This is a genomic window from Streptomyces sp. NPDC048275, assembly GCF_040652275.1.
Classification (GTDB): domain Bacteria; phylum Actinomycetota; class Actinomycetes; order Streptomycetales; family Streptomycetaceae; genus Streptomyces.
In genome coordinates, this window is sequence record NZ_JBEZLR010000137.1 from 1 (window position 1) to 23,497 (window position 23,497).

Genomic DNA, 23,497 nt, shown 5'->3' on the forward strand with positions numbered 1-23,497 from the left:
AAGCCCGGTTCGCCTGCCGGTCCTGCGGATTCGTTGATCACGCGGACCGCAACTCGTCCCACAACATCGCCCACCGCGGGTGGATGGCGTGGGTCTGCGGGGCCCAGTCAGCGGTCCCTGAACTCACGCTCATCGCGTGAGTTCTGGACGTGGCCGGACCCATCACTGCCAGTGATGGTCACGAGCTGCAAGCCCGGGAATTCATTCCCGGGTCGTTGACCAGGCCTATGTCGACATGGGCGTCTTCGAGATGGGCAACTCCAACCTCGACCTGCTGATGGCCCAGGACGAGGAGATCGCGGAGCGACTGGACGCGGAGAGGTTCGCGGCGGAGGAGAAGGAGCGCGTGGCGGAGGTGGAGACGATGATCGAGTCCGGCGCGGACTCGTAAAACACGTGTGCGACATCCCGTCGAAAACGGCAGGATCACACCCATGACGCCCGCCCCGACCTCCGCACCCTCGAACCGCGCCGCGGCCCGCCGCAGCCTCGAAGGCCTGGCCCTCGGCGACGCCTTCGGCGAACGCTGGTTCCCCCTCTTCCGCGACCGCCCTCAGGCGTACGAGGAGATCCGCGCCCGGCGCACCCCGGAGGAACCGGAGTGGCATTGGACGGACGACACGGCCATGGCGCTCGGTGTCTTCCGGATCCTCGACGAGCACGGAGAAATCCGGCAGCCGGAGCTGGCCCAGGTGTTCGCGCTCGGCTACGAGGCGGACCAGGCCCGCGGCTACGGCTACGGCATGCACCAACTACTCCCGCGCCTCCTCCAGGAGCCGGACCGCTGGGAGGAATTGGCGCGCGAACTTTTCGACGGCCAGGGCAGCTTGGGCAATGGCGCGGCGATGCGGGTGGCTCCGCTGGGCGCCTGGTTTCAGGACAGCCTCCCGCTCGTCGTCGAACAGGCGACGCTCTCCGCGCAGGTGACCCATGCCCACCCCGAGGGCATCGCGGGCGCGGTCGCGGTGGCCGTGGCGGCCGCGCTGTCGGCCCGCGGTGAGCTGGACATCGACGCCGTCGCGTCCGCGACACCGGCGAGCGCGGTCCGCGACGGCCTCCTCCGAGCGTCCCGGCTCCCCTTCACCACCGAACCCTGGAAAGCCTCCGACCTCCTCGGCAACGGCCAGCGTGTCCGCGCCGACGACACCGTGCCCTTCGCCGTCTGGTGCGCCGCCCGCCACCCCGACGATCTGACCTCCGCCCTGTGGACCACGGCGGAGGGTTTCGGCGACGTCGACACGACCTGCGCCATCACGGGCGGAATCGTGGCCGCGCGTACGGGAGTCGAGGGCGTACCCGAGGAGTGGCTGCGACGCCGGGAGGCGGTACCCGGAGCTCCGAGAAGCGGAACGCGGAGAGCTTCTCCAGGTGCGGAATGATGATCCGATCGCCGTCGATGTGGACCTGGTCGTGATCTTCTGTAACTCGCGGAGCCCTGAAGCGGGGCCGGGTCCTTGACGGACGCGGCCCCGCTGATCCGACGGAGTGTCAGCCCGCCCAGACCTCGGCGTCGTCGGCCGGGACGGTGGTGGCCAGGCCCAGTTCCTTGCGGGCGGCGACCGACTTGTTCGGGTCGATGTCGGTGAACGCCGGGTCGTAGGCGATGTAGAACGCGTCGGCGTCGGCGGCGTTCGCGGCCTTCTTCCAGTTCCCGGCCGCCTTCGTCAGCGTCGCGCGGAGCTTGCCGACCTCGGTGCCCTTGATGCCGTCCAGGCCCTTGACGTGTGCGTCGAGGGCGGCCGCGACGGCCTTGGCCTGCGCCTTGTAGCCGGCCAGGTCGTCCTCGACGGCGTCCTTTTCGGACTGGTTGGCCCACAGGGCCTCGTAGACCGCGTTCGAACCCTTGAGGTACGTGGTCTGCTCGGGCTTGAGGGACTTCGCGGTGTCCAGCGAGCTGCTGAGCGTGCTTTTCTCCGCGGTGTAGGTGCAGCTCACCGCGCGGTCGCCCGTCGCCCAGCTCTCCTTGGTCGGGGTGTAGTAGAAGAGGGCGACGCCCTTGGGGAGCGCCCAGGTGTCCGGGGCGTACTTCTGCGCCTCGACCGGGCAGCGGTTGTCCGCGATCGTCGAGACCCCGTCGTCGCCGGGGTACTCCTTGCCCTCGTCGATCGCGAACTCGCCGACAACCTGGCCCTCGTGCGCCTCGTCGCAGGGCACGATCTCGACGGCGTACGCCGTCCCCTCGGCCTTGCCGTTCGGGTTGTAGCAGTCGCCGGTGTCCAGCGAGAACACCGAGCGCTGGCGGGCCACCTTCTTCGCGCCGTCCTTAGCGCTGTCGACGGCGTCGGAGACGTCCGAGCATCCCACCGCGCCGATCGCAAGCAGGGCGGCAACGGCGGATATGCCGCGAAGGGAGCGATACGGGGCTCGGATAGCCATGATGTGTACATCCTCTTATGTGATCTTTATGAGGGTCGCGCGCATCGTATGCCATTCCTGTGGCCCGGCTGTGCGCAGGCCCTCACCTCATCGCGGCGTCTTTGACTCGCGACGGGCCGCGAGGGTTGTATCCGGACTTCTCGCAGGTGGGAGTCGGGAGGGTCCTGTGCGCGCGGTCGCTCGTCTATTGGTTCCAGCTCTCGTCGTACGGGTCGCGCGGGGCCGGGACCGGCTTGGCCTCGGCGACGTCGAGGAACGGGATGATGCCGTCGTTGACGGGGTCCTTCGTTCGTTTGGCCGTGTAGGTGCCGGTGACCTGGAGCCAGGTGTCGGGTTGCAGGACGGGCGGGATGTCTCCGGTCAGGCCGATCTTGACCGGCTGGGCGTCTGCGGCACAGCAGTTGAGGGCCATCCGGACCAGGTACGGGGTGCCGTCGCGGTCGAGGGCGAGGAAACCGGTGACCTCGAGCCGCCGGTCGCCCAGGGAGCGGCCGTGGTCGTAGGCGGCGCGGCCCGCGTAGTCGACGAGGCTGAGCGGGAGGGGGTCGGTGGTGGGGAGGGCCGGGTAGGCGAAGGGCTTCGTCAGGGCCGTACCGGTGTGGGTGGCGCTGTAGGAGCCCAACGCGGGCGGGGCGACCAGGATCAGGGCGAACAGGGGGAGGACGAGAAGCCAAGCGATACGGGGTTCGCGGTGGGTATGGCCGTCACCCCCGTCATCCTGCTGCGGGCGTCGGCGCTCGTACCGGACCGTCGCCAGTGCCGTCACGATCAGGACCACCCCGGCCGCGAGCAGCAACGGGCGCAGCCCCTCCTTGACGTAGCGCAGATAGAGGTCGGTGAAGCCGGCGTGCAGCACCGCCGCGCCGATCAGGAACAACACCGCCGCCTGGGCCTGCCGGTTCACAGCAGCACCGCCCCGACCAGGACCGACATCAGGACGGCCAGGACGAAGGTCGCGGGCGCGAACCGCAGCGCGAACCCGCGGCCGAACGTGCCGGCCTGCATGGCGAACAGTTTCAGGTCGATCATCGGCCCCACCACGAGGAAGGCCAGCCGCGCCGTCAGCGAGAACTGGGTCAGGGACGAGGCCACGAACGCGTCGGCCTCGGAGCAGATCGACAACAGCACCGCCAGGACCGCCAGCGCGAGGATCGCCACCACCGGATTGTCCGCCGCGGCCCGCAGCCAGTCGGCCGGTACGACGGCCTTGAGCGTGGCAGCCGCCATCGCGCCGACGACCAGGAAGCCACCGGCGTGCATCACGTCGTGCCGTACGGATCCCCAGAACGCCGCCCCTTTGCCGAGCCCCTCGTGCGGGGGACGGGCGGGCGGACGCAGCCAGTCGCTGCGCCCCAGCCGCTGCCAGGCCCACCCCATCGCACACGCCACGAGCAGGCTCGCCACGAACCGGGCCAGAACCATCTCGGGGTTGCCGGGGAACGCGACGGCGGTGGCCGTCAGCACGATCGGGTTGATCGCCGGGGCCGACAGCAGGAACGCCAGCGCCGCCGCGGGCGTGACGCCCCGTCGCACCAGCGCCCCGGCCACCGGCACCGACGCGCACTCACAGCCGGGCAGCACCGCCCCGGCCATCCCCGCGACCGGCACCGCAAGGGCGGGCCGCTTCGGCAGCGCGCGGGCGAAGAACGACGGCGGGACGAACACCGCGATGACCGCCGACAGCAGCACCCCGAGGACGAGGAAGGGCAGCGCCTGGACGACCACCGCGACGAACACGGTCATCCAGCTCTGCATCACCGGCGCGGACAGCGCCCGGCGGATCGGTCCCTGCGCCACCACCAGCGAGAGCAGCAGCATGATCAGGACGAGGGGGGAGTTGAACTGCCAGCCCTGTGAACCGTGCGCGCGGCCGTGCGGATCGTCCGCGTCGTGGTGGGCGACCTCCGGCGGGGCCGCTTTGGTGGTGCTCACGGGCGAGATACCTCCGGCAGGGCAGGGCTGGGTTCGGTGGACGGGGTGCCCTCCCCATCAGTACGCCGGTTCAGGCGGGCCTGCTCACTCCGGGCCGCTCATTTCGGCTCAGAACCCGAGCACCGCCTTCATGACCGCCTTGGCGATCGGAGCCGCGTCGCCGCCTCCGCTGATGTCCACGCGGTCGGCCGCCGCGTCCTCGACGACGACCGCGACCGCCACCGCCGCCTCCATGGAGTCGTCCGCCTGCGCCCAGGAGATGAACCAGGCATACGGGATGCCGGAGTTGCCGACGCCGTGCTGGGCGGTGCCGGTCTTGCCGCCGACCGTCGCGCCCCGGATCGCGGCCTTCCTCCCGGTGCCCTTGCTCACCACGTCCGTCATCAGCTCGCGCATCTGCGTCGCGGTGGTGGGGTACATGGCCCGGTGCAGTGTCCGTGGGCTGGTCGCCGACACCGTGGTGCCGTCGCGCGTGGTCGTCCGGTCCACCAGGTACGGCGCTCTGACGGTCCCGTCGCCCGCCACCGCAGCCGCGATCATCGCCATCTGGAGGGGAGTGGCACGGGTGTTGAACTGGCCGATGGAAGACAGTGCCAACTGCGCCCGGTCCAGCCGGGTGTCGAAGTTGCTCGGCGCGACGGAGAAGGGGACCTTCAGCTCCCTGTCGTTGAATCCGAAGGCCGCCGCCGTGCGCGTCATGTCCTGCAGCCCCACGTCCACGCCCAGCTTGGCGAAGACCGTGTTGCACGACCACGCGAAGGCGTAGCGCAGCGAGGCGTCCTCGCAGCCCTCGACCTCGTTGGTGAGCCGCGTCGTGGTGCCGGGCAGCGTGAACGGATCCGGGGACGTGGTCTCCGCGTCGACGTCCGACACCGCCCCCGCGTCCAGCGCCGCCGCGGCCGTCACCACCTTGAACGTCGACCCCGGTGGATACGTCTGCCGGATCGCCCGGTTGAGCATCGGCTTGCTCTCGGCCCCGTTCAGCCGCCGCCACGCCTCTTTCACGGCCGAGCCCGTCCCGGAGAGCACCGCGGGGTCGTACGACGGTGTGGAGACCAGCGCCAGGATCTTCCCCGTGGACGGCTGGAGGGCGGCGACCGCACCCCGGCGCGAGCCGAGTCCGGCGTACGCCGCTCGCTGTGCGGCCGGGTCCAGGGTGGTGACGACCTTGCCGCCCGGGTTCTGGGCGCGGGTGATGTCGTTGTACAGGGGGAGCCGGGAGAGCATCGGGTCGGTGCCGGAGAGGATGCCGTCCTCGGTGTTCTCCAGGAACGACGTTCCGTACAGCTGCGAGGCGAAGCCTGTCACCGGTGCGTACAACGGGCCGTCACGGTAGGTCCGTTCGTAGCGGAGCTGCTCGCCGCTGTCCCTGGAACCGGTGACCGGCCGGCCGTCGACGAGGATGGCGCCGCGGGGCTGGCTGTAACGGGCGATCGTCTGACGGCGGTTGGCGGGGTTGTCGTCGTACGACCGGGCCTGGAAGACCTGGACACGGGCGGCGTTGACCAGGAGGGCGACGAGCAGCAGGGCGCACAGCGCGGCGGCCCTGCGGATGTACTTGGTCACGGTGAGACCTCCTGGCGACTGACGCGGCTGACGCGATGGACGCGGCTCGCGCGGCTCACGGCGCCGCCGTCCCGTCGTACTGGCTGCGCGCCGAGTCACTGATCCGGATCAGCAGCGCCACGATGATCCAGTTGGTGACGACCGAGGAGCCGCCCTGGGCGAGGAACGGCATCGCCATGCCGGTCAGGGGGATCAGCCCGGTCACTCCGCCCGCGATCACGAAGACCTGGAGCGCCACGATCGACGCGAGGCCGATGGCGAGGAGTCGTCCGAAGGGGTCGCGCAGGGCGAGGCCCGCGCGGTAGCCGCGCTCCACGAGAAGGGCATAGAGGAGGAAGATCGCCGACAGGCCGAACAGGCCCAGTTCCTCGCCCGCCGTCGCCAGGATGAAGTCCGATTTGGCGGCGAAGCCGATGAGGTGGGAGTGGCCGAGTCCGAGGCCGGTGCCGAGCATGCCGCCGGCGGCGAACGCGAACAGGGACTGGGCGAGTTGGTTGGAGCCCTGGCCCGCGTCGATCGACGCGAAGGGGTGCAGCCAGTCCTGCACCCTGCTGTGCACATGCGGTTCGAGCCGGCCGACGGTGAGGGCGCCGACGATCGCGAGGAGCAGGCCGACCGCGATCCAGCCGCTGCGGCCCGTGGCGACGTACAGCAGGATCACGAACAGACCGAAGAAGAGCAACGACGTCCCGAGGTCCCGCTCCAGGACCAGCACCAGCACGCTCAGCAGCCAGATCGTGACGATCGGGCCGAGGACGCGCCCGGTGGGGAGCTGGAGCCGTTCGAACCGCCAGATCTGGCGGCCCGCGTAGGCGAGGGCGTTGCGATTGGCCGCGAGATAGCCGGCGAAGAAGACCGCGAGCAGCACTTTCGCGAACTCGCCCGGCTGGATGGAGAATCCGGCGATCCGGATCCAGATGCGGGCGCCGTTCACGGCGGGGAAGAAGATCGGCAGGATCAGCAGGCCCAGCGCGGTGACGACCGAGACGTAGGTGTAGCGCTGCAGGACGCGGTGGTCGCGCAGGAAGAGCACGGCCATGATGAAGAAGGCGACACCGAGCGTCGACCAGACGAGCTGGGCGGTGGCGGCGGCCTGGTCGCCCGGCGTGTCCAGGTCGAGGCGGTAGATCAGCACCAGGCCCAGGCCGTTGAGGAGTACGGCGATGGGGAGCAGCAGCGGATCGGCGTACGGTGCCCGCCACCGCACCGCGAAGTGGGCGAGGAGCGCGAGTACGCCGAGCCCGGCGCCGTAACCGGCGGCGCCGGGCGGGACGGTACCGTGTTGAGCCAGTCCGACAGCGCAGTAGCCGTACACGGACAGCAGCACGGCGACGACGATGAGGCTGAACTCGATGCCGCGGCGCCTGGGGAGACGTACGGCGGGGGCGATCGTGGCCGTTGGTTCGGTTGGCCCCTTTGTTCCGGGCATGCCGTGTGTTCCGTGCATTCCGGGCTGGGTCATGTCCGGAACGTAGCAAGCGAGTGGGCCGATGTCCCGTTATGTGGTGACAAACGGGCCGTTCCGGTGTGCCTGAAGTCGGGTTCAGCACCAGCGCGGTGACTCCCCGATGTTGTCGATGTGGCGCGCCGGGGCCCAGGACCAGGTGCCTTCGCTGACCAGGTACCAGAGCGTGTCGCCTTCGACCTGGTGGCCCGATGTCTTGCAGTAGATGTCGAGGCGCTCGCCGTTCGGCGCGACGCGGATGATCCGGGCACCGCGGTAGGGGGCGTTGCGCAGGGAGAGGCCGTTGCGGGCGGTGACGCGGCCCTCGTAGCGACGGTCGTCGTAGCGGTCGCCGCTGGGGCCGTTGGCGCCGTGGTCGTCGTCGCCGTTGCCGCCGCCGCCTCCGAAGCCGAAGTCGTTGCCGTCGTCTCCGCCGAAGCCGTTGCCGTGGCCCCCGAAGCCGTTGTTGTTGCCGTTGCCTCCGCCGTTGCCGCCGAAGCCGTTTCCGCCGTTGCCGTTGCCGTTGCCGTTGCCGTTGCCTCTGCCGTTGCCTCTGCCGTTGTCGTCGAAGCCGTTGTTGTTGCCGTTGCCTCTGCCGTCTCCGCGGTTCCCGTTTCCGTTCCCGTTGCCGCCGAAGCCGTTGCCGTTTCCGTTGCCGTTTCCGTTCCCGTGGCCTCCGTTGCCGTTTCCGTCTCCGCGGTTGCCGTTTCCGTTTCCGTTTCCGCCGAAGCCGTTGCCTCTGCCGTCTCCGCGGTTCCCGTTTCCGCCGTTGCCGTTTCCGTCTCCGCGGTTGCCGTTCCCGTTTCCGCCGAAGCCGTTTCCGTCTCCGCGGTTGCCGTTTCCGTTCCCGCCGAAGCCGTTGCCGTTGCCGCCGAAGCCGTTGCCGTTCCCGTTTCCGCCGAACCCGTTTCCGCCGAACCCGTTTCCGTTTCCGTTCCCGCCGAAGCCGTTCCCGTTGCCGCCGAAGCCGTTCCCGCCGAAGCCGTTGCCGTTTCCGCCGAAGCCGTTCCCGCCGAAGCCGTTCCCGTTGCCGCCGAATCCGTTTCCGCCGAAGCCGTTTCCGTTGAAGCCGCCGAAGCCGTTGCCGTTGAAGCCGTTGCCGCCGAACCCGTTTCCGTGGCCCCCGAATCCGTTGTTGTTGCCGAAGCCGTTGTTGTTGCCTCTGCCGTTTCCGCCGAAGCCGTTTCCGTTGAAGCCGTTGAAGCCCCCGAAGTCGTTGCCTCCGAAGCCGTTGCCGTATCCGAAGCTGTTGATGCCTCCGATGACGCCGAAGCCGCCGACACTGTTGAGTCCGTTGGGGCTGACGCCTGTGCCGAGGCTGGTGTCGCCGCTTTCGCCTTTGCCGTCCCAGTCGCTGCTGTTGCCGCCCTGGTTGGTGTCCCACTCGTCGTCAGCGATGACGGGAGTCGTTCCGGCGACCGCGATGAGCGTGCCGGCGGCTAGAGCCATTCCGGTGCGGGTGAAGGTGGATCGCAGGGACATGGGGGGGCTCCTCCAATAAGTGTGACAACCTGACTTATCGCCACATTAGGATCGGGTCGGGGCTGCGCGCAGGTCGCACTGAGCCATCGGGGACGCGCAGGCGCTCAGAGTGCCCCGGGTGGCCCTTCACGGACGCGATCTCCCGGCTCGCGCTGAGGGAGCGTCAAGGTCGCCCACCGCGCCGTCCTCGGTAGCGCCCGCGAAGACCGGCCGCACGCCCGACACCTCCACCTGGCCGAGCGCGCTCGTCAACCCGTGCCGTGGCGCGGGCTGACTCCCTACTCCGCCAGCTCCTCCAGGAGGCGGGCCGTGGGCAGCCCGGCGCGCAGGTAGTCCACGAACAGCTCGTTGTGCAGAGCCCACGGTGAGCGCCGGCTCCGTATGAGCCGTATCGCGTCCTCGGTGGTGTGCCCCGCGAGGGCGAGCGCGTGCGCGACGACGAGCCCCGAGCGGTTGTAGCCGTGATAACAGCGGACGAGGACTCGGCGCCCTTCCTCCAGCGCGTCGTCCGCGGCCCGCGCGAGACGGATCACGCCCGCCAGCTGCGTCCCGTCGAGGGGCCCGTCCGGGATCGGCCACACATGGTGTTCGATGCCCGGTGCCGGACCGTGCCCCGGCAGCCGCAGCAACGTCAGGACCAGGTCGAACTCATCGCGTACGACGGCGAACTCCGGCTCTCCGGAATGGCCCGCGAACGCGTGCCCGCCCATCCACAGACCCGGCACGATCTCGCTCCACGGACTGTCGGGAGCCGGTACATCGGATTGCTTCCTACGGGTTCGCAACGGCGCCTCCAGCCGACTCCCCCAACTCCCACAACTCCTCACAAAGGTAACCGGCTTCTTGCCCCTGGAGCACCCCTCCTGTTCCCATGGTCATGGGGTGATGGTGCATGAATGGACTGCGCGTCATACCGACCTGGCGGCACGGTCAGGAGCGGCTGTACGTCTGCCTGACGGACGGGAGGAACGTCGCCTGGTACGACCGTGAGGCGGCCCGGGTCAACCTGCTCAGCGAGGACCGGCGGGAGGATGTGCTCGACGCGCTCGGCCCCTTTTTGACCGGTCCGGTGACGGTGGGGCCCCCACCGGTCCCGACCCCCGCTGAGCTGGCCCGTCTGACCCTCCACCCGGACGACGACCTCGCGCCGAACCGGCCCGGCGAGGCGCTGGTGATCGCCCTCGACCGCGACCCGGGCCCGGCGCGTCGGCTGCGGCCCGATCCGCGGCGGCGGGCGTTGGCCGCCGAGCAGACCGTCGGTGAAGCGCTCGATCGGCTGGAGGGTGCGGGGTGGCACACCCTGCACTCGGTTCCGCTGCCCGGCGGTGACCGGATCCACCACCTCGTCGTCGGACCCGGCGGGCTCTTCTGCGTCCGGGCGCTGTATGCCCGTAAGCAGAGGGTTCTCGTTGCCGATCCCATGGTGACGGTCGGCCGGCGTGAGCCGTCGCCGCTGCTTCGCCGGGTGCGGGCCGATGCGGATCGGGCCGCCTACGCGCTGACCGCGGAGGTTCGTCCCGTCCTTGCCGTGACGGGTGCCGTGGAGCTGGATGTCCTGGGTCCACTTCGCGATGTCCGTGTCCTCCTCGACGCGGATCTGTCGTCGCTGGCTCGGCTGGGTGGGGTTCTGAAGCCGGGGGATGTGGAGGCGCTGCATGCGATGGCCCGGGACCGGCACACGTGGCTGAGGACGTGAGTTCCTCGCCCCCGCCGCCCCTACCCGTCCCATCCTTGGGGGCTCCGCCCCCAGCCCCCCGCCAGGGGGCTCCGCCCCCTGGACCCCCGCTCGCCCGAAGGGCTCGTCCTCAAACGCCGGACGGGCTGGGTATGTCAGCCCGTCCGGCGTTTGAAAAATCACCCCACCGGCCCCCGTCACGGGAGTGCGCCGGCGTGGTGGGTGTTCAGTAGGGGCTCCAGGAGATCCCCGTACCGCTCGAGGCGCGGAGCGATGTCCTGGGCGAGGAAGACGAACCGCGCGGGGTCGTCGCAGCCCGCGACCTCGTCCCAGGTGACCGGCGTGGACACGGTCGGTGCGGGCCGGGCACGGAGGGTGTACGGCGTGGCTGTGGTCTTACGGGCGGCGTTCTGGCTGTGGTCGACGAACACCTTCCCCGGCCGCAGGCTCTTCGTCATCCGGTGAGTGACGCGGCCGGCCAGCGCCCGCTCCGCCTCGACGGCGAGCTCCCGCGCATACGCGCTGACGTCCTTCGACGGCGCCGGCACCAGCGCCGCCAGCAGATGCAGCCCCTTCGAGCCGGACGTCTTCGCGTACGCCTCGATCCCGTCCGCGGCCAGCCGCTCCCGCAGCCACAAGGCGACCTCGCAGCACTCGACGACCGTCGCGGGCGCACCCGGGTCGAGGTCGAACACGATCCGGTCGGCCGAACCGGGCGCGTCCGCCTGCCATTGGGGGGTGTGGAACTCGGTGACAAGGTTCGCCGCCCACATGAGCGAGGCGAGATCCTGGATCAGGACCATACGGGCGGGACCTTCCGTGCGGGGGACCTCGGCGGTCTCCACCCAGGAGGGTGTGCCGGGCGGCACGTTCTTGGTGAAGAAGACCTGCCCGTCCGGTCCGTCGGGGTAGCGGAGGAAGGAGACCGGCCGGTTGCGCAGATGCGCCAGCAGGGGGTCCGCGGCCGTCGCGCAGTAGTGCAGCACCTCGCCCTTGGTGAAGCCCGTCGCGGGGTACAGGACCTTTTCCAGATTGGTGAGCGCGAGCCTTCGTCCCGCGACCTCCGCGATCGGCGTCATAGGACGAGAGTCGCACGCTTGCGGATATGTGGTGTCGCTGACGTCCGTTTAGCGTCTCTAGAACTCTGTGTGTGCCTGTGGTTTCTGGGCTTTTCGGGCGCGGCGTGGCCGTGTGCGGTTGCCGTCCGGTGGTCCGATCCTCGGGGTGAGGGGGTGGACTTGGGTGGCGTGCAGGTGGTGGAAGCCGGTCCGCTCGGCGGCGCGGGTGCGTCGTCGACAGGTTCTGCGTGAGAGCCGCCTGCGTCCGGGTGGAAGAAGGCCTTCTTCCACCCGGGTATGGGCGGGTACTCCATGACCTGGCACCGGCCTGAATGCTGCTGGTGCCTGGGTGCCATGCCCCGCCGGACGCTGGACCATCCCGGTGGGGGTGGTGGCGGGAACCGTACGCACGTCGGGCATACGGCGGGAAGTCTTCGAGCCGGGGACCTGGCTTCGGGCGGTGTGCGGGGCGTTTTGGTGCCGGGGGCCGGTGGGCCTGCTGGGGGTGGGGCGGCCCTTGCCGGGGGTGGTCTTCGGCCTGTCCGGGCGGGGCGGTGCGGTCCCCGCTTGGCGCCTGCGGCGCAGGCGGCGGGTGGTCTTCTTCGGGCGGCGGACCAGGGTCACGGTGCCGTCCACAGTGGTGCGGATGGTGCGGGTGTGGGTGGTGCGGTCGGTGGTGGTGTGGGTCTGGGCGAGCAGGCCGCGGGAGACGATCCGGCGGGCGGCGGCATGGTCGCGGTCCATGGAAAGCCCGCACCCGGTGCAGTGTGCCCATTTCCAGCCGCGTTCGGCCAGCCGGTCGGGTGCCGGGTGGTGGGTGAGCTTGCCGAGGCAGCCGGGGCACAGCTTTGAGGTGCCGCGGGCCGGGACGGTGACCACCGCGATACCCGCCCTTGCACCCAGATGGCGGATCGCGTCGGCCACCGTGCCGCGCACCTGCCCGGACAGGCGGGCATTACCGCGCCGGTGGCCGCGGGCTTCCAGATTGGTGAGGTCTTCGAGGTAGACGACGCTCGCGCCGAGCGCTGCCGCCTGGTCGACGGCCCAGCGGGCAGCCGCCCGGGCCAGCGTTGCATTCAGGTGCCGGATGCGGGCACACACCCGCTCGTGCTCGACCTCCAGCACCCGGGCCCGGTCGAGGTGTTCACCCCAGGCCAGGTGCGGGGCGCCGAGCCCGTCCGCGAGGGCCCGGTAGTGGTCGCGCTTGGCGGCGAGGTGCTCGCGGTGGCCGCGCAGCCGGTGCAGGGCGGCACTGGCGTCGAAGACCAGCGGCCGCCCGTCGGTGAGAACCCGCCGGGTCTGTTTCTTGCCGGTCAGACGGCCGAGGATGCCGGTGAGCAGGGTGTTGACACCCCAGTCGAAGCCGACCGCCACGGTATGCCCGCTCGCCTTGGTGGCCGGGGCGGGCCTCGAATGCGGCAGGTCGACGGCAATCCTCCCAGCCCCGGTGGGGCGCAGGGTCGGGGTGTGCAGCACCGCGTCCGCCGAAACGGTGGCGGGCAGCCGGATGTCGATCACGTGCCAGGCCCAGTCCCGGCCCCTAGCGGGGACAGCGTTGAGGGGGAGCTTGACCCGCAGCTGGGCGGTGGCCGCGTCCACCCGCGCAAGGGTGACCTGCTGGCGGTCCATCGCCGCCAGCAACACCAGCGGGGCCACCTGCGGCGGGCCCTCCAACGCGCACAGCCCGGCGGGAAGCTTCCCGTGCTCGGCCACGTACGCACGCACCTGGCGGGTGCGGTTGCGGATCTCCGCACCGCTCACCCCGGCGGGCAGCAGCTTCCGCAACGCCGTCCACTCCGCCTCGGTGCGCCGACGGGGATCGGCGGGCCAGGTGGCCAGGACCGCGGTCACGATGGTGCGGCGGTGCAGGGCCAGCCGCAGAGTCCTGGCCGCGTACTCCTCGGCACCCCGCCGCACCCGGTCCGACACATATACCCCGGCCGGGGGTGTGACGTCCTGCGGCCAGTTCAGACGGCGCATCGCCATCCACCCCTTGGACGGCAGCGCCTCGCCGCGCTCGTCCACCCCGGCGTCCAGTACGTCCAGCGAGTCCTCGTCCCACCGGGAAGCCACCAGAGCACCGGTCAGCTCCCGGCTCAACCGGGCCAGAAAACCTACCCGTTCCCACAGCAAGCCCTGCCCGACCCGCTCACCACTGCCCTCCAGGACACCGTGGAAGGCGGTACAGGTGGCCGTCGCCATCACCCTGGCCACACCCATCTCCCCTTTCCCGCACGATCCCGGTCAGTCCCCCCAAAGCGGCCGCCCCCGGGCACTCCGATCGAGCTAACGAACGACCATCACACAAGGACACGGCCTCACCATGTCCCGTCGACCCGCCCGAGCCCCGCACGCCCCGAGCGGCACCACAACGCACGGGAAACCACGACCGTCGCCATCCCACGACGCAGAGAAGGAGGAACGCCCCCACTCACAAATACAGCGGAAACCATTACCAGGCAGACGGAAACGGGTGGCAGAGTCCAAGGAACCGTCCCGATGACGCGAAGCAGCATCAACCAGCCTCCTTAAGCCAAACCCCCCGCAGTTGAATACCCTGGCTTTACCGGCACCTCCCGAATTCGTGGCAGTGCCAACGTCAGTGTCAGTGTCAGGAAGGTGCTGCACGTGCGATCCATCTGGAACGGCGCCATCTCCTTCGGCCTGGTCAGCATTCCGATCAGGCTCGTGAACGCGACGGAGAGCCACTCGATCTCCTTCCGGCAGATCCACCTCGACGACGGCGGCCGCATTCGGTACCGCAAGTTCTGCGAGTTGGAGGACCACGAGGTCACCACCGGTGAGATCGGCAAGGCGTACGAGGCCGCGGACGGCATGCTGATCCCGATCACGGACGAGGATCTGGCCTCGCTGCCGATCCCGACCGCGAAGACGATCGAGATCGTGGCCTTCGTGCCGGCCGACCGCATCGATCCGCTGCAGATGGACACGGCGTACTACCTGTCCGTGAACGGCGTTCCCGCCGCCAAGCCGTACGTCCTGCTGCGCGAGGCCCTCAAGCGCAGCCAGAAGGTCGCCATCGCGAAGTTCGCGCTGCGCGGGCGCGAGCGGCTCGGCATGCTGCGGGTGGTCGACGACGTGATCGCCATGCACGGGCTGCTCTGGCCCGACGAGATCCGCGCCGCGGACGAGGTCGCCCCGGACACGAGCGTGACCGTCCGTGACAAGGAGCTGGACCTGGCCGACGCCCTCATGGACACCCTCGGCGAGGTCGACCTGGCCGATCTGCACGACGACTACCGCGAGGCGGTCGAGCGGCTCATCGCCGCCAAGGCATCCGGTGAACAGGCGCCCGCGGCCCCCGTCGGGGAGGAGGCGGGCGGCAAGGTGCTCGACCTGATGGCCGCTCTGGAGAAGAGCGTGCGCGCGGCCAAGGAGTCGCGGGGCGAGGACACCGGCGAGGCCACCGAGGTCACGCCGCTCCCGGCCCGCAAGTCGGCTCGTACGGAGCCCAAGGCGGTCGGCGGGAAGAAGTCGACGTCGACGGCGACGAAGTCGGGGGCCAAGAAGACGACGAAAACAGCGACGAAAACAGCGACGAAAACGACGACGAAAACGGCGACGAAAGCGACGGCGAAGAAGGCCCCGGCGGGGACCACCGCCAAGAGCACCGCCAAGTCGACAGCCCAGGCAGCGGGCACCAAGAAGTCCACCGCCAAGAAGACGACCGCCAGAAAGACCGCGCCACGAAAGCGCGCGTCGGCCTGAGCCGGGGCATTCCCTTGAGCCTGGCCCTGGGGGACACGCAGGGGATGGGTCAGCCCGCCACCGTAAGGGAGTTGCGCGTCGCGGACCTTCAAGTGTCGCCGTATATACGTGCGTTGTGCGTGCAGTGCAGTGAGTGCGGGGCGGTGGTAGTGGCTCGAGGGGCGGGTGCGAGGTGCTGAGTGGGCCCTGGTGGGCGGTGATCGCGGTGCGGATCGGTGCGCGTGTGGTGGAGGGGCGGGGAGTCGCGCGGTGCGGTTGCGCAAACTGGTTGCCCACTCAAGATGCCAAGCGGCGAATGGGGGACTAGCGTCTACAAGTGAGAGCCGCAACCCGGGGCACGCCCCCCCGGCCGGCGAGGTTCCTGACAGAGCAGGGACCGCGACCGTAGCCCCGCCCGCGCAACCTTACGCGGAGTCAGGGCGGCGACGGCGGCCCAGACGTGCCTCTCATAGTCATGCGGCGACGCTACGACCGCGCCGCACATTGCCCCCTTGCGGGCGCGGCCATATGTCCCGCGACGTCGAGAGTCGCGCGAGACGATGGAAGGAAAGGTATACCCATGCGATCACAGCGCGTGAAGCGTCTGTTCGCGGTGTCCGCTGCTGGCGTTCTGATGGCCGGTGGCGCCGCGATCGGCGCGGCGGGCACGGCCTCGGCGTCTGCCCCGACGCACGACTCCAGCTACAGCCGCGACTGCGACTACGGCTGGTGGGACAACGACTGCGACAACGGCCGAGGATACGACCGCGGTTACAACAACGACGACGACAACGGCTACGGCGACCACGACAACGGACGCGGCGGCGACCACGACAACGGACGCGGCGGTGACAACGGACGCGGCGGCGGTGACAACGGACGCGGCGGCGGCGGCCACGGCGACGGCGGAGGCCACGGCGGCGGTGGCGGAGGCCACGGCGGCGGTGGCGGAGGCCACGGCGGTGGCGGTGGAGGTCACGGCGGCGGCGGTGGCGGAGGCCACGGCGGCGGCGGTGGCGGAGGACGCTGAGGAGGCTAGTGATTCAAACACAGTGAATGCCGAGGTGCGCGGCTCCTTCACCGGAGTCGGCATCGCGGCATTCCTCTGTCACCGGTCACTCGTTCGGTGGCCGTTTGAAGGAACGGCCGGCGACGTACATCGCCAGGGCCATGAGCGCGGCGCTGGTGGCGAGCGCTCCGAGGACGCTCCACCCGGGATCCCAGCCCAGCGCGAGGCGGCGGGCGGCGTCGACCGCGTACGTAACGGGGTTGAGATGTGCCACCGTGCGCAGCCACTCCGGGAGGGCGGCCAACGGGACGAACGCGCTCGAGGCGAACATCAGCGGGAACATCACCAGGACCGCGAGGCTCGACATCAGCTCCACACTGCGCAGCCATGCCGCGAGAGCGATGAATCCCCAGATCAGTGACCAGATGACGAACAGGGTGAGGAAAAGAGCCGCGAGTGTGCCCGGAACACCCCCGGACGGACGGAAGTCCAACAGGACGGCACCGACGGCCAGCAGTACGGCCAACTCGGTGAACACGCGGAGCAGGTCGGCCACGGAGCGGGCCACGAGCACCAGGAAGAGGTTGGTGGGCAGCACCCGGAACCGGGCCACCATGCCGTTGTCCATGTCCCTGACCAGCCCCACCCCCGCACCCTGCGCCGAACCGATACCGGTGGTGACCAGCAGAGCGGGCACCACGTAGTCGATGTAGCGCACGCCGTGCGGGAAGTCGTCGGGGTCGGCCATGCTGCCGAAGATCTCACTCAGCAGAAGCAGCATGATCACGGGCTGCATCAGACTGAACACCGCGAGACGCCGGTCGCCGTACATGGAGCGGATCTGGCGCCCGGTCAGCACCCACAGCTGGGCGGTGGGCTTGCCCCCACGCCACTTTGTGCCGGTCGAGGCGTCCGCGCGGTCCGTCACCTCCTCCAACGTGCGTTCTTGGATGGCCAACAGAACTCCTGTGAAATCAGGCCGCGTCGTCTGCGGCAGCGGGGGACTGGGTGAGTGCCAGGTAGACGTCGTCCAGGGAGGGCTCCTTGACGGTGAGTTCGACGGCCTCCATACCGACGGAGTCCAGCGCTCGTACGACGCCTGTGACGGCGGCCGACGAGTCCACGCGGGTGGACAGCGCGCGCCGCTCCGGGTCGGCCCTCGGGCGGAATCCGGCGGCGGTGAGCGCGGCAGCCGCCACGCCGATGTCGGCCGTGTCCGTGAGCACCACCTGCACCGCCCGGTGCCCCAGTTCGGCCTTGAGCCGGTCGGAGGTGTCCGATGCGACGACCCTGCCTTTTGACAGCACGGTGATCCAGTCGGCGAGCCGGTCGGCCTCATCCAGGTACTGGGTGGTGAGCAGTACGGTCGTACCCTCCGCCACCAGCTTCTCGACCGTCTCCCACAGCGCGATCCGGGTAGCCGGGTCGAGCCCGGTCGTCGGCTCGTCGAGGAACAGCACGTCCGGCCGGCCGACCAGGCTGGCCGCCAGATCGAGCCGTCTGCGCATTCCGCCGGAGTAGGTGCCGGAAGGCTGGTGGGCGGCGCCCGTCAGCTCGAACAGTTCGAGCAGCTCGGTGGCCCGTGCCGCCGCCTCGCGCCGCCCCGCGCCGAGGAGCCGGCCGATGAGGACGAGGTTGCGGAACCCGGTCAAATACTCGTCCACCGAGGCGAACTGCCCGGTCACGCCGATCCGGGTGCGGACCTCGGCGCCCTGGGACGCCACGTCGTAACCGGCCACGGTGACCGTTCCGGCGGTGGCCGGCGAGACCGTGGAGAGGATGTTCACCAAGCTCGTCTTGCCGGCTCCGTTGTGGCCGAGCAGCCCCAGCACCCGGCCCCGCTCCACTTCGACGTCCACGCCGTTGAGGGCGTGGACCTCGCCGAAGCTCTTGCGGACGCCGACGGCCCTGATCATGGCCTCGCCGCTCAAGTGGTGGGGTCCTGCCCGGCAGCCGCCATCGCCGCTACGAGGCTCTTGGGCCGCATGTCGGTCCAGTTCTCGTTGATGTAGTCCAGGCAGGCCTGCCGGTCCGTCTCCGGCACGATGACCGACCAGCCCGCCGGCACCTCCGCGAAGGACGGCCAAAGGGAGTGCTGTCCCTCGTCGTTGACCAGCACGACGTAGGTGGCTTCCGGGTCCTCGAAGGGGTTGCTCACGGTGTTTCCTTTCCTTACGTGGATTGCTTGGCTTGGTTGCTCAGCGTGATTGCTTTTCGGGTATTTCGGTGTGCTTCTGTTTCCGCTACCGCCGTGGTTGTCCGGCGGTCCGCAGGTACTTGGTGAGGACCTCGGCGATCGTCGTGACCGAGGTCGGCTCGATCAACAGGTCCTCGTGGAGCTCGTCGATGACGTGCTGGGTGATCTCGCCGGAGACGTACGGCTCCCACCTGGCGGCGTTGTACGTGGGGTCGTCCCTGGTGAACGAGGTTCCGGAGGAGAAGAACAGGACATCGCCGGCGAACACGTCCGGTCGCAGATTCCGCGTCAGACGGGAACTGTTGACATATACACGGACCGCCGCACCGATGTCGCCGCCCGGCAGATGCCCCAGCGGATGGCCCTTGGCCCGCAGATCCGCGAGAACCTTCTCCTCCTGGTCGGGCCGCACGTGTGCGACATCGAAGCCGAGATCCTTGCCGATCTGCGCGAGCATCTCCGCCGAGTCCCAGTCCTCCCGGGTCGAAGCCACCGGATAGGCGTCGACGATCGCCAGGACGTCGACGCGCTGCCCCGCTTCCTGCAGCCGGGTCGCGACCCGGTGCGCGAGCAGCCCGCCCATGGACCAGCCGAGAAGCCGGTACGGGCCCTCGGGCTGGACCTCGCGGATCTGTGCGCAGTAGTCGTCGATCATCGCGTCCAGGGTCCCGGCGGGGGCGTCCTGGCCGAGCAGGCCGCGCGCCTGGAGCGCGTACACCGGCAGCGCGCCCGGCAGATGCGCGGCGAGCCGGCCGTAGCACCAGCCGAGGCCGAGGGCCGGGTGGAAGCAGAACAGCGGGGTGAGATCGCCGCCCGCCCGCAGTGGCAGCAGCACCGAGAACGAGTCCTTGCTGCCCTCCGCGTCCAGCTGCTTGAGCAGGCCCGCGACCGTGGGTGCCTGGAAGAGGTCCCGGATCGACACGCGCAGGCCCAGTGTCCTGCGGATACCGGCGATGAGCTGGGTGGCGAGCAGCGAATGTCCGCCGAGCGCGAAGAAACTCTCCTCGGTGCCGACCCGCTCCACGCCCAGCGCCTGCGCGAACAGCCCGCACAGGATCTGCTCCTGAGGTGTCACGGCCGCCCCGCGTCCGTCGCCGCTGTGACGCGGTGCGGGCAGCGCCTCGCGGTCCAGTTTGCCGTTCGGGGTCAGTGGCAGGGAGTCGATGAGGACCACGGCCGGAACCATGTACTCGGGCAGTACGCCGGCCACGCGGTCACGCAGTCCCGCCTCGGTCGGCCGGGGCTCCGCCGCCGCAACGACGTAGGCCACGAGCCGTTTGTCACCGGGGACGTCCTCCCGTACCACCACCGCGGCCTGCGCGACGCCGGGCGCCCGGGCGATGACGTTCTCCACCTCCGCGGGCTCCACCCGGAAACCGCGGATCTTGACCTGGTCGTCGGCCCGGCCGACGAACTCCAGCTGCCCCCGGCGGTTCCATCGCACCAGGTCGCCGGTGCGGTACATCCGCGTGCCGGGCCCGCCCAACGGGTCGGCCACGAAGCGTTCCGCCGTCTGACCGGGGCGGTGCGCATAGCCGCGGGCCAGACCGGCACCCGCGATGAACAGCTCGCCCGTGACTCCGACCGGCACCGGACGCAGCCTCGCATCCAGGACGTAGACGCGGGTGTTGTCCAAAGGACGCCCCAGCGGCAGACCGTCCGGCGCGTGGTACGGCGCCCGGACTGCGTGGGCTGTGGCGCACAGCGTGATCTCCGTAGGGCCGTAGAGATGGCGCACGGTCGTCCCGGGGTTGGCCTCCAGTACCCGCTCCACCGCGCTCGCGGGCACCACGTCACCGCCGGTGAGGACTTCGCGTACGAGACCGAAGGAGTCCGCGGGATCCTCGGCCATGGCCCGGAAGAGGCCGGCCGTCAGATGCAGATGGGTGATGCCCCGCTCCCGTACCAGGCCGTCCAGGACCGCCGCGTCCAGGGCGCCCGGCGGCGCGATCACCACCCGGGCCCCACGAAGGAGCGGAACCCAGATCTCGTACACGGAGATGTCGAACGCGTGCGGCGCGTGCATCAGGACACGGTCGCCCTCGCCGACGCCCCAGCCGCGGTCCAGGGCGAGGTCCGCCACGTCCCGGTGGGTGACGGCCACGCCCTTGGGGGTTCCGGTCGAACCGGACGTGTACATCACGTAGGCGAGGCGGTCCGGCTGCACGGCGCGGGGCGCAGGGTTGGCGGAGCGGTGTGCGGGTTCCGGGTTCTCGGTGGTGGGGTGAGCGGGTTCCGGGTTTTCGTGGGAGTCCTGCGCGGGCTTCGGCTCTTCGTCGGCGATCAGGAGCGCGACTCCGGCGGTCTGTTGCTCGGCCACCAACTCGTGCTCGGCCATCGCCCGATGAGTGACCAGCACCGGCGCACCGGCCTCGGCGAGCACCGCGCGCATCCGTGCCGTCGGGTAGCCGGTGTGCAGCGGTACGTACACACCGCCCGCCCGCACCACCGCGAGCATGACCGCCACGAGATCCGCCGAGCGTTCCATGAGCAGCGCGACCGGCGTCTCCGCCCGCACCCCCAGGTCCGTGAGGTGCTCCGCCAGACGGTCCGCCCGTGCGCTCAGCTCGGCGTACGTCCACCGGGTCCCGCCGCACTCCACGGCCACGGCGTCCGGAGTGCGCTCTGCCTGTGCCGCGAACAGCTCCGGCAGGGACACGACGGGCGCGGGTGCCGCGGTGGCGTTCCAGTCGTCGACGACCCGCCGCAACTCGGTGGCCGAAAGCAGCTCGAACTCGTCGATCCTGCGGTCGGGTTCCGCGACCGCGGCGGCCAGCAGCCGCACCAGCCGGTCCGTCAGGTCCGCGACCGTCTCCCGGTCGAACAGATCGAGGCTGTACTCGGCCTGCCCGAGGATGCCCGCCGGTTCGCCGTCCGCGGTGTGGTGCTCGGCCATCGCGAAGTTCAGGTCGAACTTCGCCGTGCCCGCGCGTACCTGCTGACCGGCGGGTGTCAGGCCCGGCAGATCCAGTGCGACGCCCGCGTTGTTCCAGCTGAACGCGGTCTGGAAGAGGGGGTGGCGGGCCAGCGCCCGCTCCGGGTTGAGGACCTCGACGAGCCGCTCGAAGGGCACGTCCTGGTGCGCGAACGCCTCCAGGTCCGTACGGCGGACCCGGTCGAGGAGTTCGCGGAAGCGAGGGTTCCCGGACACGTCGGTGCGCAGCACCATGGTGTTGACGAAGAACCCGACGAGGTCCTCCACCGCGGACTCGGTGCGTCCGGCGACCGGTGTGCCCAGAGGGATGTCGGTGCCGGCCCCGATCCGGGACAGCAGGGTGGCGAGGGCCGCCTGCACGACCATGAAGACGGTGACGTTCCGGCCAGCGGCCAAGGTGCGTGCGGCGGCGTGCAGCTCGGCGGGGATGTCGAATGCGACGGTGTCGCCGCGGAACGAGGGGAGGGCGGGGCGGCTGCGGTCCGCGGGGATCTCCAGCTCGGCCGGCAGGTCGGCCAAGGTGCGCCGCCAGTAGGCGAGTTGGCGCGAGATGGGGGACTCGGGGTCGTCCTCGGAGCCGAGCACCTTCCGCTGCCACAACGCGAAGTCCGGGTACTGCGCCGCCAGCGGCTCCCACTCGGGTGCGCGACCCTCCAGCCGCGCCCCGTACGCGGCGGCCAGGTCGCGGGCCAGCGGACCCATCGACCAGCCGTCGCCCGCGATGTGGTGCAGCACCACCAGGAGGACGTGCTCATCCGAGGAGAGCTCGAACGACCAGACGCGGAGCGGGAGTTCGGCCGTGAGGTCGAACTCGTACCGGGTCGCCTCCGTGGCCCGCTCGGCCAGCTCCTCCTCGGTGACCGGCACCACGATCAGCTCCGGGCGGGCCTGCTCGGCGTCCAGGACGACCTGATGCGCGCCCTCTGTGCCCCCTGTTTCCTCTGCGTTCTCCGCGCTCTCCGCGAACACGGTCCGCAGGCTCTCGTGCCGGCTCGTCACGTCGTGCAGTGCCTGCCGCAGCGCCTCGTGGTCGAGCGTGCCGTGCAGCCGTACCGCGGTGGAGATGTTGTACAGGTACGAGGCCTGGTCCAGCTTCTGCAGGAACCAGAGGCGGCGTTGGGCGTGGGAGAGGGGGATGCGGTCGGGACGGGGTTGGGGGGTGAGGGGGGTGCGGGCGGTGGGGGTGGTGGTGAGGGTGCGGGTGAGGGTGGTGATGGTGGGGTTGTCGAAGAGGTCTTTGACGGAGAGTTCTGTGTTGAGGGTGGTGCGGATGCGGGAGACGAGGCGGGTGGCGAGCAGGGAGTGTCCACCCAGATCGAAGAAGCTGTCGTCGATGCCTATGTGGTCGAGGCCGAGGGTGTCGGCGAACAGGTGGCAGAGGATTTCTTCCTGCGCGGTGCGCGGGGCCCGGCCGGTGGTGGGGTTGGTGGTGGTGTCGGGGGCGGGGAGGGCCTTGCGGTCGAGTTTGCCGTTGCCGGTCAGCGGGAGCGCGTCGAGGGTGACGAACGCGGTAGGGATCATGTGTGCCGGCAGGGCGGCGGTCAGGTGCCGACGCAACTCCTCCGCCGGCGTGGTGGCGGTGCCGGTGGTGTAGGCGATCAGGCGATCGTCGCGGACGATCACGGCGGCCTGGTTCACGGCCTCGTGGACGGTCAGATGCGATTCGATCTCGCCGAGTTCGATGCGGAACCCACGGACCTTGACCTGGTCATCCGCGCGGCCGAGGTATTCGAGTTCGCCGTCGGGCAGGTGACGGGCCAGGTCACCGGTGCGGTACATACGGGCACCCGACGGGCCGAACGGATCGGCCACGAAACGCTCCGCGGACAGGCCGGGACGATTGAGGTAACCGCGGGCCAGTCCCGGACCGGCCGCATACATCTCCCCCGCCACTCCGGCCGGGACGGGCTGCAGTGCCGTGTCCAGGACATACAGGCGCAGGTCCGGGATCGGCTCACCGATCAGACTCGCGCCCTGCCCGCTGACGGTCTCCTCGTCCAGCAGGCGGTGAGTGACGTGCACGGTGGTCTCCGTGATGCCGTACATGTTCACCAGCCGCGGCCCGCCCGCCCCTTCCGGATGACGGGCATACCAGGCCGGCAGCCGGCCCAGATC

17 protein-coding genes and 2 pseudogenes are annotated in these 23,497 nt (G+C 70.2%); 6 read left to right on the top strand and 13 right to left on the bottom strand.

Translation table 11 applies throughout. The features are described 5' to 3' along the window. From AB0D57_RS43510 to AB0D57_RS43520, 3 genes and pseudogenes are all read left to right on the top strand, one after another. Positions 1–140, top strand: a pseudogene (locus tag AB0D57_RS43510) (RNA-guided endonuclease TnpB family protein); the annotation flags it as partial. A gap of 80 nt (positions 141–220) precedes the next feature. Beyond that, positions 221–391 (top strand): annotated as a pseudogene (locus AB0D57_RS43515) (aminobenzoate oxygenase); the annotation flags it as partial. A 43-nt stretch (positions 392–434) separates the two neighbouring features. Next, positions 435–1,379: an ADP-ribosylglycohydrolase family protein gene (locus AB0D57_RS43520; protein ID WP_362087367.1), complete on the top strand. Its 945-nt coding sequence runs from the start codon at positions 435–437 to the stop codon at positions 1,377–1,379. Between the two features lie 109 nt (positions 1,380–1,488). On the opposite strand, the gene AB0D57_RS43525 is transcribed toward AB0D57_RS43520, so the two are convergent. The 7 genes from AB0D57_RS43525 to AB0D57_RS43555 form a co-directional block, all read right to left on the bottom strand. Further along, on the bottom strand, positions 1,489–2,376 hold the full coding sequence (locus AB0D57_RS43525; RefSeq protein ID WP_362087370.1) for a septum formation family protein: 888 nt from the start codon (positions 2,374–2,376) through the stop codon (positions 1,489–1,491). A gap of 184 nt (positions 2,377–2,560) precedes the next feature. Further along, a complete protein-coding gene (locus tag AB0D57_RS43530; RefSeq protein ID WP_362087373.1) occupies positions 2,561–3,280 on the bottom strand; it encodes a TIGR03943 family protein in 720 nt (239 codons plus the stop codon). Continuing rightward, on the bottom strand, positions 3,277–4,308 hold the full coding sequence (locus AB0D57_RS43535; protein ID WP_362087376.1) for a permease: 1,032 nt from the start codon (positions 4,306–4,308) through the stop codon (positions 3,277–3,279). The genes AB0D57_RS43530 and AB0D57_RS43535 overlap by 4 nt, the downstream gene beginning before the upstream one ends. A gap of 108 nt (positions 4,309–4,416) precedes the next feature. Beyond that, positions 4,417–5,874, bottom strand: a complete 1,458-nt coding sequence (locus tag AB0D57_RS43540) for a penicillin-binding transpeptidase domain-containing protein (protein ID WP_362087379.1) — start codon at positions 5,872–5,874, stop codon at positions 4,417–4,419. 55 nt (positions 5,875–5,929) lie between these two features. After that, positions 5,930–7,303 (bottom strand): FtsW/RodA/SpoVE family cell cycle protein, encoded by a 1,374-nt coding sequence (locus AB0D57_RS43545; RefSeq protein ID WP_362087409.1) that lies wholly within the window; start codon positions 7,301–7,303, stop codon positions 5,930–5,932. Between the two features lie 114 nt (positions 7,304–7,417). Further along, positions 7,418–8,800 carry a hypothetical protein gene (locus AB0D57_RS43550; RefSeq protein WP_362087382.1) on the bottom strand — a complete coding sequence of 461 codons (1,383 nt, stop codon included), beginning with the start codon at positions 8,798–8,800 and terminating at the stop codon, positions 7,418–7,420. 278 nt (positions 8,801–9,078) lie between these two features. After that, positions 9,079–9,585, bottom strand: coding sequence for a dual specificity protein phosphatase family protein (locus tag AB0D57_RS43555; RefSeq protein WP_362087385.1), 507 nt, complete (start codon positions 9,583–9,585; stop codon positions 9,079–9,081). Between the two features lie 107 nt (positions 9,586–9,692). Between AB0D57_RS43555 and AB0D57_RS43560 the strand changes: the two genes are divergently transcribed. Then, a complete protein-coding gene (locus AB0D57_RS43560; protein ID WP_362087388.1) occupies positions 9,693–10,496 on the top strand; it encodes a nuclease-related domain-containing protein in 804 nt (267 codons plus the stop codon). Positions 10,497–10,672: 176 nt separating this feature from the next. Here AB0D57_RS43560 and ligD read toward each other — a convergent pair whose 3' ends face one another. Together ligD and AB0D57_RS43570 are read right to left on the bottom strand one after the other, a co-directional pair. Then, positions 10,673–11,554 carry a non-homologous end-joining DNA ligase gene (ligD, locus tag AB0D57_RS43565; protein ID WP_362087391.1) on the bottom strand — a complete coding sequence of 294 codons (882 nt, stop codon included), beginning with the start codon at positions 11,552–11,554 and terminating at the stop codon, positions 10,673–10,675. 57 nt (positions 11,555–11,611) lie between these two features. Continuing rightward, on the bottom strand, positions 11,612–13,747 hold the full coding sequence (locus tag AB0D57_RS43570) for a transposase (protein WP_362087394.1): 2,136 nt from the start codon (positions 13,745–13,747) through the stop codon (positions 11,612–11,614). A 405-nt stretch (positions 13,748–14,152) separates the two neighbouring features. Between AB0D57_RS43570 and AB0D57_RS43575 the strand changes: the two genes are divergently transcribed. Continuing rightward, positions 14,153–15,262 carry a Ku protein gene (locus AB0D57_RS43575; protein ID WP_362087397.1) on the top strand — a complete coding sequence of 370 codons (1,110 nt, stop codon included), beginning with the start codon at positions 14,153–14,155 and terminating at the stop codon, positions 15,260–15,262. A 559-nt stretch (positions 15,263–15,821) separates the two neighbouring features. Then, positions 15,822–16,271 (top strand): hypothetical protein, encoded by a 450-nt coding sequence (locus tag AB0D57_RS43580; RefSeq protein ID WP_362087400.1) that lies wholly within the window; start codon positions 15,822–15,824, stop codon positions 16,269–16,271. An 85-nt stretch (positions 16,272–16,356) separates the two neighbouring features. Here AB0D57_RS43580 and AB0D57_RS43585 read toward each other — a convergent pair whose 3' ends face one another. The 4 genes from AB0D57_RS43585 to AB0D57_RS43600 form a co-directional block, all read right to left on the bottom strand. Next, positions 16,357–17,208, bottom strand: coding sequence for an ABC transporter permease (locus AB0D57_RS43585; protein ID WP_362087403.1), 852 nt, complete (start codon positions 17,206–17,208; stop codon positions 16,357–16,359). 16 nt (positions 17,209–17,224) lie between these two features. Beyond that, the gene (locus tag AB0D57_RS43590) at positions 17,225–18,166 is read right to left on the bottom strand and encodes an ATP-binding cassette domain-containing protein (protein ID WP_362087412.1); all 942 of its coding nucleotides are present in this window, start codon (positions 18,164–18,166) and stop codon (positions 17,225–17,227) included. An 11-nt stretch (positions 18,167–18,177) separates the two neighbouring features. After that, entirely contained in the window at positions 18,178–18,408 is a 231-nt protein-coding gene (locus tag AB0D57_RS43595) for an MbtH family protein (RefSeq protein WP_362087406.1), read from the bottom strand. Positions 18,409–18,493: 85 nt separating this feature from the next. Beyond that, positions 18,494–23,494, bottom strand: coding sequence for an amino acid adenylation domain-containing protein (locus AB0D57_RS43600; RefSeq protein WP_362087415.1), 5,001 nt, complete (start codon positions 23,492–23,494; stop codon positions 18,494–18,496). Positions 23,495–23,497: the final 3 nt, after the last annotated feature.